This window comes from Flavobacterium agri (genome assembly GCF_013401995.1).
GTDB lineage: Bacteria > Bacteroidota > Bacteroidia > Flavobacteriales > Flavobacteriaceae > Flavobacterium > Flavobacterium agri.
The window spans coordinates 90791-103667 of record NZ_JACBJI010000006.1; the positions used below are offsets into that span (position 1 = coordinate 90791).

A 12877-nucleotide genomic window follows, 5' to 3' on the forward strand; every position below is an offset into this window, starting at 1 on the left:
CAGGTAAGTGAGGATACGATGCCGGCCAAAGAAAAAAATTACCCAATAAATTACAATGCGGGATGTGAAAAAGCTGTAACCTCATCCATCGTCAAACCAAGCGCGCCGGCAACTCCTTGACCATAAGCGGGATCGGCCTTGTAGCAATTTTGGATGTGACGGATCTTTATAAATGTTTCGGCAGATGAAATGCTGTTGGCCGTATTGGCGAACAGCAGCTGTTTCTTTTCATCGGACATCAATCGGAACAATGCGCCGGGTTGCGAAAAATAATCCGTATCGACACGATGGTTCCAGGCCGCCGCATCGCCCGAAAGCGCCAAAGGAGGTTCTTTGTACTCAGGCTGTTCCTTCCATTGCCCGAAACTGTTGGGTTCATAGCCATGAGCGTCTCCGTAATTGCCGTCGACGCGCATCGCACCGTCGCGATGGAACGCATGATACGGGCATTTTGGCTGATTCACCGGAATCTGCGAGTGGTTCACGCCAAGCCTGTAACGCTGTGCATCTCCATACGAAAACAAACGTCCCTGAAGCATTTTGTCTGGCGAAAAACCGACTCCGGGAACGATATTGGCCGGATTGAACGCCACCTGCTCGACTTCGGCAAAATAGTTTTCGGGGTTGCGGTTGAGTTCGAACTCGCCTACTTCAATCAACGGATAATCGGCATGAGGCCAGACTTTGGTAAGGTCGAAAGGATTCAGATGATAGGTTTGCGCGTCTTTTTCGGGCATGATCTGAACGTAGAATTTCCATTTCGGAAAATTTCCGATCGAGATGTTGTCGAACAGGTCGCGTTGGTGGGTTTCGCGGTCGCGGCCGATCAACGCGGTCGATTCCTCATCGGACAAATTATCGATGCCCTGAACCGTGCGCCAATGGTATTTTACCCAAAAACGCTCGTCCGCATTGTTGATGAAACTAAAAGTATGGCTGCCGAAACCGTGCATGTGCCGATATGATTTCGGAATGCCGCGGTCGCTCATCACAATGGTTACCTGATGCAACGCTTCGGGCAAAAGCGTCCAGAAATCCCAATTGTTGTTGGCACTTCTGAGGTTGGTTTTCGGATCGCGCTTTACCGCGTGGTTCAAATCGGGGAACTTGAGCGGATCGCGCATAAAAAACACGGGCGTGTTGTTGCCGACCAGATCCCAATTGCCTTGTTGCGTATAGAATTTGATCGCGAAGCCACGGATGTCGCGTTCGGCATCGGCGGCGCCTCGTTCTCCGGCAACGGTAGAAAATCGCACGAACAAAGGTGTCTTTTTGCCTATTTGCGAAAAAATGTCGGCCTTGGTATATCGCGTAATGTCGTTTGTGACGGTGAATTCGCCGTAAGCGCCCGAGCCTTTGGCGTGCATGCGTCTTTCGGGAATCACTTCGCGGTCAAAATGTGCCATCTTTTCGAGAAACCAAAAGTCTTGCAGCAAAGCCGGCCCACGTGCGCCAGCGGTCATGATGTTCTGGTTGTCGGGCACGGGCGTTCCTGTAGCGGTGGTGAGTTTATTGTTTTCCATGATCGTTGGTTTTAAAAGAAGGCCATCCGGGAAAATGCCACTTACCGGACGGCCAAAAAAGAAAGATTTACTGTACGGAATAAGGCAGCGAAAGATTGCCGCTGGCCACCGAATACACCTGGTAAACACCTAACATCGGTTTCGGACCTTTGCCGCCATCGACGTGTTTCGCTTTGCCGCCCGTGTTCACTTGCATGAAGCAGGCCACGGCGTCGAACTTGAAATCGGTTTTGTTGCTGATGCGATAATCGGGCACCATGACACGTATCGTATTTCCTTTCGTGACGACCTGGAAACCCGGACTGTCCATATACATTGCCATTCCCGGGTTGTTGGCCGGAAGTTTTACCGTCTTGTCGCCTTTTTTGAATTCCTTGACCGAAAGTCCGCCCTCGACGCGTTTGTCTTCTACGAGTATTACCCAATGCGGATGCCAGATCACGCCGTCGTTTCCGAAATTCTTGTCGACGTTTTCGTCCCACATGGGCGTGTCGTCGAAATCGGGATGTGCGGTCAATGCCAGTGCCGTGATGCCTTCGGTTTGGTTGAAGCCGACATCGGTGGGTTTTAAAGTCGTAGGGAAAACATATCCGAGAACGGGTGCGCCGTTAAGCTCGCCCACGGGTTTGGGAGTCGTCGCCCCGGCGTTTCCTTTCACGTTGATTTCCCAAACCGTCATGGCATAATCGTCGTGATGCCTTACCGATGCCGATTGGATGGCGAAATCGTCGTTGTTGTAACATTTACCGCAAATCGGCGCGAACAGGAATCCGATAGGCACACTTGCCAAAAAGAAAAATTGCAACATGATCATAAGTTTAAAGGTTCTGGAATAGGTTTTCCAAAAGTGATACCTTATAATCAAATCACTGACTATCAATTATTTAAAATAGAACCCGGGAAATTGGTTCGCCACATGTCAAGAATTTGGCGAAATATCAGAAGTCGATCAGACGTATTGATGAAGGAAGCGGTCCAGTATCGTATCCAAAATCGAATTGGAAACCTCGCCCAACGTAAGATGGGATCGCATTTCGCTTTCGGTTTGTATGAAACGGCCGGGAACGAGTTCGTCTCTTCCGTTTTCGATCATGGCGTCTAAAGCCTGACGCGTCACTTCGGGATGGAATTGAAAAGCAAGCACATTCGATCCGTAACTAAAAGCCTGATTAGCGCAACCCGCACTCGTAAACAAGTTTTGCGCACCTTTGGGCAACTCGAAAGTATCGCCGTGCCAATGGAAAACGGGTTGGTCGAATCGGATGCCTGAAAACAACGGATGCGTTTTCGCTTCGTCCGTACTTTCGATCGGAAACCATCCTATCTCCTTGTCGTGATTGGCAAAAACCTTTGCTCCCAAAACCGAAGCGATCAGTTGCGAACCCAGACAAATCCCGATTACAGGCTTACCGCTTTTGATAAAAGCCGAAATGAACTCCTTTTCGGATTTTAGCCACGCATGTTCATCTTCCTCGTAAATGTTCATCGGACCGCCCAAAACGATCAGGCAATCGACGGTTTTGGGATCGGGAAGCGACATATTTTCGAAAACGGCCGTTCCGATTAGCGTATGGCCGTTCGATATTGCCCATTGCGACAAATACGCCGGGCCTTCGAACGAAACGTGTTGGAAATAATGGATGTTCATGTCAAAACGGGTTCAAATTCGGGACAATCGACCCTGAGTGTTTTTTCGGTAAGGAAAATATCGAGCAGTTTGCAGAAACCCAGTCCTGAATCCTGCATATAATAGGCGCAATTGAAACACATCCTTTGCTCGGTGATGACCTGGCGACGGTTCAGGTCGGCGATCAGCGCGAGCAATCCGGTGTACATTTCGGATTTTTGGGTTTCCGGCAAACGGGTTACGGATTGTTCGAGCGCACCGGCAAAACCCGAAGCCTGGCGCGCGATGCGGTGGCCTTCGTCGGTCAAGGCAATCGTAAAACTGCGTGTATCCGTCGCGTCGGTCATCGTCACGACCAGGTTCTTCCGCAACAGCGCTTTCACCGAATCGCTTATCGTGGCTTTGGTCATGTTGAATTCGGATGCCAAAAAACTGACCTTGCACATCTCGGGTTTGTGGCTTTCGATAAAAACCAGCAATTGCACCTGGATCGGACTCAATCCGTGTGTCTTTGCGGCATCCCACAACAAGACGCGGAACGCCTCCGAAATCCTTTCGAGCGCGACGGCTATCTTGGCTTCGATGGTTGGCGGTACGTCTTGCGGCACATTTTTCATTAACGGCAGTTTTCCATTTCGATGATGAAGTATCCTTTTTCGTCAATGCCCGAAACCACATGCTCGGGAGCGGTTTCCATATGGCAGTAACGGCATTCCTCAGAATCCAGTTTGAGCCCTTGGTAGCCCAATGAAGACAGGTATTCCTGCCCAAATGTATGAATAATATCCGCTTGCTTTAAGCTGTGCGGAACGACGATGTCGAAATGCATTTTTGTCCCGTCGGTTTTGGTTACGTAAGTATCCCAGATCGCTACTTTCATGTTTTTGTATTGAAGTTGAAAATGAGCCTTCGCCAAAAATTCAACGAAGGCTGTTCTGTTTAGGCCTTTACTTCTTCGATAGAAGCGCCGAAGTTGATGTGCAGCACATTTCCGTTTTCGAGCACCAACGCCGGAACCGATTTGATGCCTGCTTTTTCGGCTTCCGAAATACGGTCTTTCGCTTCTCCGAGATGTACTACTTCTACTTTGGATTCTCCAATTAAACCTACGATGTCGTGTTCGGCGCTTACACAAACCGGACAACCTGCATGATAAAAAATCGCTTTTGCCATAAAATCAAAATTTAGTTTTGGCTTCATTGCCGTTACAAATATAGTTAGGATTCCTAACTAATTGATTTTTTTAAGAATCTTTAACAGAAATAACTTCTTACACGTTCGTTTTCAGGGTTTGGATACAAAATCTGCCGATTGTTGGGAATGCCGCAAAAACATCAAAAAACCCACTGAAATTCACGCTTTTAGAGATATTTTAATTATTTTTAAACCTCTTTTGGCTCCCCACCATTTATTTCCAAAAAACAAAGTCTTATGAAAGCGGCATTACTTGTTATCGCATTCGTTTTGTACATGAATTGCGATGCCCAGGTCAAGGAGAAAAGGACATCTTCATCTCAGGCAAACACAGTGCTCAAGGAGTATGTGCAAAAAGCCGAAAACCATCTTTCGCATGCAGAGGAAGTCGACTTTCCGAATGCCACGGACAGTGCGTTATATTACGCTCGGAAAGCCGAAAAGCTAAGTGTTACCAAACCAGAAGTCGCTCAAAACCTATTGTTGCGTTCTAAAATCCTCGCGGCCAAATACGACATGCCCAATGCTCATTCATTGGCGCAAAAAGCCCTCGACTCCTTCTCTTCGCTTCGAGATAATGAAGGAATCGGCGATTCTTATGTCGCCATGGCCGAGTCGAAAGAAACCGATCCTGTCGAATATGCTTCACTTTACGAAAAGGCAAGTACGGCGTACAAGAAAGCGCGAAAAACCAAAAAAGAAGCCTTTGCGGTTCGTGAAATGGCTTTTTGGACGATGAATTCGGGAGATATGGCACAAGGCAAAAAAAAACTCGATGAAGCTTTGGCGCTTTACCGGAAAGCGGGCGACCCAAAAGTGCAGAAAGTATTTTCGTTGATGGCCATAACCGAACTCGAGACGGGCAATCTGGACAAGGCGATCGAATACAGCCTTAAGGCCGCTAAACTTATAGACGCGTCGGCCAAAAAGGAAAAAGAAGATGGAGAAATCTACAACTACACGGGAATCGCTTACACCCAATCGGGCGATTATGGAACGGCGGGACGTTATTTCAAATCGGGGTACGAAATCGCGAGCCGATACAATGATCAAGAGTTGAAAATTATGGTGCTCGCCAATCTCATCGCCAATACGATGTCGCAAAAAAAATACAAGGAAGCGTTGGGTTATCTCAAACCGCTCGAGAACGATTTACCCAACATGCCTCCGCCCGTGCAAGACCTTGTGATCAGCCGTTCGCTACTCGCCTATTCGTTCATCAACGATTTCAAAAGCGCACAGAAATATGCGGCGCTGGCCGACAAAAAACTCGCGTCGCTTGCGCCCGACGATCAAAATATACGCATGTTCCTGCCAGGACTCGTCACCTATTATTTCGGGACGAAACAATACGACAAATCGAAAAAAATAGCGCTTCGGTATAGGGATTTCAGCATCCGAAATAAAGACAAAGGAGCGCTTCAGGATATTTACCGCAGACTGTCCCAAATCGATTCGGCCCAAAATTCACATGCATCGGCTTTGGAAAATTACCGACTTTATAAGAAGTACAGTGATTCCCTGACGAACGAAAAAGTAGACAACCGCATCGCCGAACTCCAGGTGCAATATGAAACCGAGAAAAAAGACAACGCGATCAAAGTAAAAGATAGGATCAATTCGCTGCTGACAAAGGAAAGCGAGCTGCAAAGAAGCGAACTTTCGAAGACCACGTTGGTGCGCAACCTTAGTTTTGCGGCAGTGACTTTACTGCTGTTCATTGTGACATTGCTGATTTTGCGATACCGAGGCAAACAAAAAACCAACCGCCTGCTCGAATCTCAAAAAAACGAGATCAACCTCAAGAACACTTCACTCGAGAAACTCGTGGACGAAAAAGAATGGCTGCTCAAAGAAATACACCATCGCGTCAAGAACAACCTGCAAATGGTCATGAGCCTACTCAACGCCCAAACGCATTATTTGGATAACGAAGCTGCGGCAACGGCAATCCGCGACAGCCAGCACCGCATCCATTCGATGTCGTTGATCCACAAAAAACTGTACATGTCCGACAATGTGACTACAATCAATATGTCGGTTTACATAGGCGAGCTTATCGATTATTTCAAACAGATATTCGACACGGGCACGCGTATCAAGTTCATTACGGAAATCGAGCCGATCGACCTTGATACTTCACACGCCGTACCGATCGGCCTGATCATCAACGAATGCATCACCAATTCGGTCAAATATGCATTTCCCGACAATGCCGAAGGACAAATCTCGATTTTCCTGATGCTGCTCAAAGACGATGTACTCAAGCTGCAAACCAGTGATGACGGCATCGGAATGAACCCTGTACTGGGCAACAACAAAATTTCGCTGGGCTTAAAACTGATCCGTGGACTGGCCGATGACCTCGATGCCAAACTCGATATCGCCACCCAAAACGGCGTACGGGTCTCACTCGAATTCCAGTTCGAGCCCGTTCCGGACAGGTCAACCGCAACACAAAAACGATGAAACGCAATAAAATACTGCTGGTGGAAGACCAGTTCATTGAGGCACATGATCTCGAACTCATTCTTGAGAAAAACGGATATGAAGTTTGCGGAATCGCGCGTTCCGTGAGCCAGGCCGAAGAAATGATAGCACGCCAGAAACCCGATTTGGTCGTGCTCGACATTTTTCTCAAAGGCAGCCAGACCGGAATCGACCTCGCAATGAAGCTCAAACAGCAACATATCGCGTTCATCTTCATTTCGGCGAATTCGGACAGGAAAATCCTCGATCAGGCCAAAGTGTCCGAACCTTACGGATTCATCGTCAAACCGTTTCGCGAACAAGATGTCGTCACGACACTGGAAATTGCGTTCTATCGCAAGAACCACAGTCTCGAATCGCGAATAGCCCAACAACTCACGCTGATTCGTGAAGTGGACGAAATCGGCAATTCGACGTTGTCCTGTGCGCAAAAATTCACCGAGACCGCAAAAGCGTTCCAGCCTTACGTCTGTTTCGATTATATCGATTTTTATCCGATAGGCGATTCGTCGAATGCCTGCGATGCGATGGGATTGCTGCGGCTTCAGTTCGAGAAATACCGACTTATCGAAACAAAGGCGACCGATGAGATAGCAAACATCCGTTCCGGATTGTACACCGGGCAATCATTATCTTCTTTCGCGCATCAGCATCCGCGGTGGATGGCGTTGATCGCAGAATACGGATTGAAAAGCATGTTGCAAATCGTTATCGACCACGACCAGGTGAAAGGCGTCCTTTCGTTTTGCAGCAGGCAGCATTCGGCCTATGCCGACAATCAGTTGCAGCTTATGTCCGAAATCGGGAAGTCGCTTTATTCTGTATTTAAGGCGACTGATGTCAAAAATCCTGGCAAACCCGCGATTCCCGAAAAGAAAAAAGCGCCTTCCGCATTCGCCGATATGATCGGGAAAAGCACCAAAATGCTCGAGGTTTTCGACAATATCCAACGCGTGGCGCCATCGGAAGCTTCGGTACTCATTTTAGGGGAAAGCGGTACGGGAAAGGAAAAAGTGGCGCGTGCGATCCATCGGCTTTCTTCGCGAAACGGGCAGCCGATTGTCGTGATCAATTGCGCCTCGATCCCGGAAAATCTGGCCGAGTCGTTGCTTTTCGGACATGAAAAAGGCGCTTTTACGAACGCCATGGATACACGCATCGGAAAGTTCGAACAAGCCAACGGCGGCACGATTTTCCTTGATGAAATCGGAGACATGCCACGCGAGTTACAAGTGAAATTGTTACGCGTTTTACAAGAACGTGAGATAGAACGCATCGGCGGACGCAATCCTATTCCCGTCAATGTGCGCATCATAGCGGCTACGAACAAAAACCTCGAAGAAGAAGTGAGCGCCGGACGTTTCCGCCTTGATTTATACTATCGCCTGCATATCTTTCCGATAACCGTTCCTGCATTGCGCGACAGGAAAGGCGACATTCCCGAACTGGTCTCGTACTTTCTCGAAAAATACAGCGAAAGGCAACTCGAGTTTACGCCCGAAGCATTGCAACTCCTCAAACAACATCACTGGCCGGGCAACATCCGCGAATTGGAGCATTGCGTCCAACGACATATCCTTACCTCGCGAACCCAGTCGATTTCGGATATAGACTTGCCTATAATTCCCTCGTCCGGCCAAAAAATCGAAACAACGAATGGGACTAAAACCATCCATGAGAACGAACGCGACCATATCGTGGCCGTACTCGAGAAGTGCAAGGGAAAAGTTTCGGGAACCGGCGGAGCTGCGGAAGTGCTCGACATTCCGCCGTCTACGCTCAATTCCCGAATGAAGAAACTCGGTATCCGATAGATCAGATGCCGTATTTTGTAATCCAGTCCAGAATGTAATCGGCTTGGCGTTTCCATCCCGGCGCGCTCACCACATAATGATTGGCGGCCTCGAATTCTTTGTAGTCGGTAATGGACTCGCGATTTTTGTAGCGTTTGAAATTCGATAGGTTGAGCGATGCCGGAATAATGTTATCGATACTTCCCGAAAGGATCAACAGCGGTGCGTGTGGCCGCTCGAAGTCGATATGCGCGGTACGGCCTAGCGCATTCCTAAGAACGGTTTTCGATTCCGGGATTACATTTTCCTCGTAAGACATGAGCTGTTCGTCGAAATCCATACCATTGGTAAACGCGTATTGCCATTGCGGAAAGCTCATCAAATGTGTTTTTCGGGCCGATGTAAAAAACGCCAGCGGATGCCAAACCGCTCTTAAGAACGACCATTTGAAAGACAATACGCCTTGTGGCGGCGCCGGATGGATCGCGATTCCCGCCACGGCTATTCCGCGTTGCAGCAGCAATTGCGTGGTAAGCCCGCCTACGGAATGTCCGATCAGGATTGGTTTTTCGGGCATCTGTTTGATGATGCGTTCGTAATGGTCGAGCACTTCGCTATATGGCATGAGCGCCAAATCGAGATCTTTCCCTTGTCGCGCGCGCAATTCTTCTACCGCTTTGTCTTTGTGCGGCCAGGGTTCGAGACTGCAAGTGTATCCTTTGCCTTCAAAATACGTCTTCCAATGCAACCAGCTTTTGTGGGTGACGAACGCTCCGGTGATGAATACGATATGTTTGGTTTTGGTTTCCATACAGGATAATAAAACCGACACGGGACGGTGTCGGTTTGTTAATATTATTTCAGGTGTTTTTTGAGTTCGGCTGCCGCTTGTGTGATGTGCGATCTCGTTGCGGGCAATTGGGAAATAGCGTTCAAAAGCCCGAAATCGTGTATCACGCCTTGATAACGCACGATTGTCACGGGAACGCCCGCTTCATCGAGTTTACGTCCGTACGCTTCACCTTCATCGCGCAAGATATCATTTTCGGCGGTTTGTATCAGCGTGGGCGGCAAACCTTTAAGGTCTTCTGCCGTCGAATTCACGAGCGATATGTATTTTTCCTTGCGTTGATCCGGATCGGTCGTGTATTGGTCGAACATCCACTTCATCAGGCTTTCGGTAAGGAAGCGGTCTTTGGCGAATTTGCGGTACGATTCGGTATCGAATTTCGTATCGGCCACGGGCCATAACAAAACCTGCGCCTTGATTTTCGGCCCGTTCTCATCTTTGGCTCTTTGGGTCGTGGCGGCGGTCATATTGCCTCCGACGCTGTTGCCGACAATGGCGAGCTTCGTCCCGTCTACATTGATTTCATCGCCGTTTGCGGCCACCCATTTGAGCGCGGCGTAAATCTCGTTGAGCGCGACCGGATATTTGGCCTCGGGAGAACGCGAATAATCGACGTAAACCGCGGCAAGCCCCGATTCGACGACCAAATCGCGTATCAAACGCTTGTGCGTCGGATAGTCGCCAAGTACCCAACCGCCTCCGTGTATGAACAGAAAAACCGGAAGTTTGCGCTTTTCACCTTCGGGACGGACGATCGTGAGTTTGACGGTGAGCCCGTCTTGGGTGATGGTTTTTTGGGATTCCTCGATTCCGGACACGTCTACTTTCACGCCCGATTGCGCGCCTTCAAGCACACCGCGCGCATCGGCCAACGGAAGCGACTCTAGCGGTTTGCCTCCCGAATTCAGTACTTTGAGGAATTCTTTTGTCTGCCGATCGATGTTGGGATCGGTAGAGAAATCGGCCACTTGCGTCGTTGTGGTTTCAGACGGCGTGGCTTCAGCTTGCGGTTCTTTGTCGCCACAGGAAGCGATGATCGCAAGGCATAAAAATCCTGTGGTGTTTTGAAAAAGTCGTTTAGTTTTCATGATTTCAGTATTTGTGATTAAGATTATCGGGTGCGTTTCAAAAAGCTCGTGATGTATTCGGCCGTGAGTTCCGGATATTGGTGTTGGGGCGCATGCCCCGTATGCGGGAATACGATGTGTTCGGTGGTTGACAATTGGCGTAACAACTTGAACCAATTTTCTACAGGAAAACTGATATCGTGATCGCCCGAAATGGTCAATACCGGTTTTTTTGTGGCGATGAATTTGGCACGCGTCGGATCCGATTCGGCACGCGAGGCTTCACCACCGGCGAAATACAGCTTGAAAACTTCCATCGTCGACGGGATCTTGCTCACATCGATACGCTTAAAAATGCGGTCATGCGAAGCTTTTGCGGCCTTGACGCTTTCTTCCGATTTAGGTTCGAAGAAAAGCACCGTCTCGTCGTTGAAATCATTGACGGGTTTTAGCGCGTGTTCAAGAAACAAAGGATCGAGCGGTAATTCGTTTTTGCCGATCGGATTCGTTCCGATGAGAATGGCGTGCGTGACCAATTCCGGAAAATCGACTAGCGCGGTCTGTGCGACCAATCCTCCGTAAGACCAGCCTGCGATTGCCGTTTTCTTGAGGTTGAGTCCTTCGGCTACATCTTTCACGTCGCGGGCGACATCGTGCAAATTGGTCGGCAAACTTCCTGTTGAATATCCGATGCCCGAATAATCGAACGTCACCACGCGATGATTCTTGGCAAGCTCGTCGAGAAAAAGCGGATCCCAGGTGTCGAGCGTTCCGCGAAAACGGTTGATCAGGATAATCGGACTTCCTTTTCCGATCGAACGATAGGCGATCTTTCTTCCATCCTTTTCAAGAAATTCGGTTTTAGAAGTAAGCGCCGTCTGGGCTTGGGCGGCCGCACCCGAAAAAATGACGGTGCAGATGATGTTGAATACTTTCATAGTTTGTTTTTTATGATTAAAATGATTGTTGTTCTAAGAAATGTGAGTCTAATCCCAAACGCCTTGCCGTGCTTTCCTTTCGATGTCTTTTGCGAATAAAGGCGTCTCTTCGCGATTATGCGCAACGAGGTTTTCGAGCATACCGGCCTTGACCTCTTTCAAATCGGATAGGCCTGCAGCTTTTAGCGACGCGGCGAAATCATCGGTCATCAAAACCACTACGGTATTCATAAATTCGGTCAGGCTCTCGGAAACGCGTGTCAAAGCGACTTCCCATCGAATACCGAGTTTGGTATGTCCAAATCCCGAAAAAGAATCCGACAGCGAATACACACGGCACAGCGAAGGAGTTGAAATTTCTTCTACGTAATGCTGCACGAGAAAATTGTCGGCAATCTTTTCGACGTTTATCGACATGCGTTTTCCGTCTGTGGAAACATTTGATCCCGCAGCTATATGGGCCGGAGAGCACGATTGGTATTCGGCGTCGGTCAACGTAAACAGCCATTGTCCGAGGTCTATTTTTTCTATAGGCGCTTTGATCAATGCCACGGCCTTGCTTTGTGCGAGTTCGTCGTTCATGACAAATCTTCTTGGTTCGCGAATTCTTGTGCCGATAACATGCTGTGTCCGTAATTCGGGAAATTGGTTTCTACGGTCGCTCGGATTTCCTCAAAATTGAACGCACCTATACCGTCTCGTATAAGCGTTACATGATACCCTAACTCCACTCCGTATCTCGCCGTCGAATCTATACACGTATTGGCGCGCATTCCGGCAAGAATGATGCGCTCGATGTTGTTCATACGCAAAATGAAATCGAGGTCGGTATTGGCGAAAGCGCTTCCCGTCCAATGGTTCTGGACGACGATATCGCCTTGCTGCGGAACAAGCTCAGGATGGAATTCGGCACCCCAACTCCCAAGTTCGAACAACGTCGTGCTTTTGCTGCCTTGATGCGATGGCGACAGGAATTTCCAGTTCAGGTAATCGCCTTCTTGCGTATGCCGATGCGGGGCGTAAACGACCAACATGTTCCTTTTTCTCGCGCTGTCGAGCAACATCTTCATGTGTTTGACGAGTTGCAGGCCTTCTACCGTTTCTTTGGTGTACGGATAAAGTTTTCCGCCTTGCGACAAGAAGTCGTTGAATGGATCGACGAGGATCAGCGCGGTTTTCGAGGTAGTGGATGTCTCCATATATTTTGCTTTGCGTTCTGTATGGATATTCCAAAAAACCCGCCAAAGCCATAAATCGGTTGAAACCGTAAAAGATTGAGGTTGCTTTGGTGAAATATCGCTAACGCATGCGAAATGTCGTGTGGTTTATGTTGGAATACTTCGGATTTGCATGAGTGGAAAAGTTGCAGAAAAATGTAACTTAGCCAAAAACCTT

13 protein-coding genes are annotated in these 12877 nt (G+C 48.6%); 2 read left to right on the forward strand and 11 right to left on the reverse strand.

Annotated features, from left to right (window positions below; all coding sequences use genetic code 11):
* Positions 1-50: 50 nt before the first annotated feature.
* The 6 genes from HZF10_RS13770 to HZF10_RS13795 form a co-directional block, all read right to left on the reverse strand.
* Entirely contained in the window at positions 51-1523 is a 1473-nt protein-coding gene (locus HZF10_RS13770) for a catalase (protein WP_176006802.1), read from the reverse strand.
* A 67-nt stretch (positions 1524-1590) separates the two neighbouring features.
* Positions 1591-2331: a hypothetical protein gene (locus HZF10_RS13775; RefSeq protein WP_176006803.1), complete on the reverse strand. Its 741-nt coding sequence runs from the start codon at positions 2329-2331 to the stop codon at positions 1591-1593.
* Between the two features lie 141 nt (positions 2332-2472).
* Positions 2473-3171 (reverse strand): type 1 glutamine amidotransferase, encoded by a 699-nt coding sequence (locus HZF10_RS13780; protein ID WP_176006804.1) that lies wholly within the window; start codon positions 3169-3171, stop codon positions 2473-2475.
* Entirely contained in the window at positions 3168-3767 is a 600-nt protein-coding gene (locus HZF10_RS13785; protein ID WP_176006805.1) for a MarR family winged helix-turn-helix transcriptional regulator, read from the reverse strand. The genes HZF10_RS13780 and HZF10_RS13785 overlap by 4 nt, the downstream gene beginning before the upstream one ends.
* The gene (locus HZF10_RS13790) at positions 3767-4030 is read right to left on the reverse strand and encodes a DUF2024 family protein (protein ID WP_176006806.1); all 264 of its coding nucleotides are present in this window, start codon (positions 4028-4030) and stop codon (positions 3767-3769) included. The genes HZF10_RS13785 and HZF10_RS13790 overlap by 1 nt, the downstream gene beginning before the upstream one ends.
* Before the next feature lie 59 nt (positions 4031-4089).
* Positions 4090-4323 (reverse strand): thioredoxin family protein, encoded by a 234-nt coding sequence (locus tag HZF10_RS13795; protein ID WP_176006807.1) that lies wholly within the window; start codon positions 4321-4323, stop codon positions 4090-4092.
* Between the two features lie 258 nt (positions 4324-4581).
* Here HZF10_RS13795 and HZF10_RS13800 point away from each other — a divergent pair, with 258 nt between their 5' ends.
* Both HZF10_RS13800 and HZF10_RS13805 read left to right on the forward strand, forming a co-directional pair.
* Positions 4582-6813, forward strand: a complete 2232-nt coding sequence (locus tag HZF10_RS13800) for a tetratricopeptide repeat-containing sensor histidine kinase (RefSeq protein ID WP_176006808.1) — start codon at positions 4582-4584, stop codon at positions 6811-6813.
* A complete protein-coding gene (locus tag HZF10_RS13805) occupies positions 6810-8648 on the forward strand; it encodes a sigma 54-interacting transcriptional regulator (protein ID WP_176006809.1) in 1839 nt (612 codons plus the stop codon). Before HZF10_RS13800 ends, HZF10_RS13805 begins: the two co-directional genes overlap by 4 nt.
* A gap of 1 nt (position 8649) precedes the next feature.
* On the opposite strand, the gene HZF10_RS13810 is transcribed toward HZF10_RS13805, so the two are convergent.
* Genes HZF10_RS13810 through HZF10_RS13830 form a run of 5 tightly spaced genes read right to left on the reverse strand, consistent with a single transcriptional unit; the run spans position 8650 to position 12681 of the window.
* Positions 8650-9438, reverse strand: a complete 789-nt coding sequence (locus tag HZF10_RS13810) for an alpha/beta hydrolase (RefSeq protein ID WP_176006810.1) — start codon at positions 9436-9438, stop codon at positions 8650-8652.
* Between the two features lie 44 nt (positions 9439-9482).
* Positions 9483-10565, reverse strand: coding sequence for an alpha/beta hydrolase (locus HZF10_RS13815; protein WP_176006811.1), 1083 nt, complete (start codon positions 10563-10565; stop codon positions 9483-9485).
* Positions 10566-10588: 23 nt separating this feature from the next.
* A complete protein-coding gene (locus tag HZF10_RS13820; RefSeq protein ID WP_176006812.1) occupies positions 10589-11482 on the reverse strand; it encodes an alpha/beta fold hydrolase in 894 nt (297 codons plus the stop codon).
* Between the two features lie 48 nt (positions 11483-11530).
* Positions 11531-12064, reverse strand: a complete 534-nt coding sequence (locus HZF10_RS13825) for a hypothetical protein (RefSeq protein WP_176006813.1) — start codon at positions 12062-12064, stop codon at positions 11531-11533.
* Positions 12061-12681, reverse strand: coding sequence for a cysteine hydrolase family protein (locus tag HZF10_RS13830; RefSeq protein ID WP_176006814.1), 621 nt, complete (start codon positions 12679-12681; stop codon positions 12061-12063). Before HZF10_RS13830 ends, HZF10_RS13825 begins: the two co-directional genes overlap by 4 nt.
* Between the last annotated feature and the right edge of the window lie 196 nt (positions 12682-12877).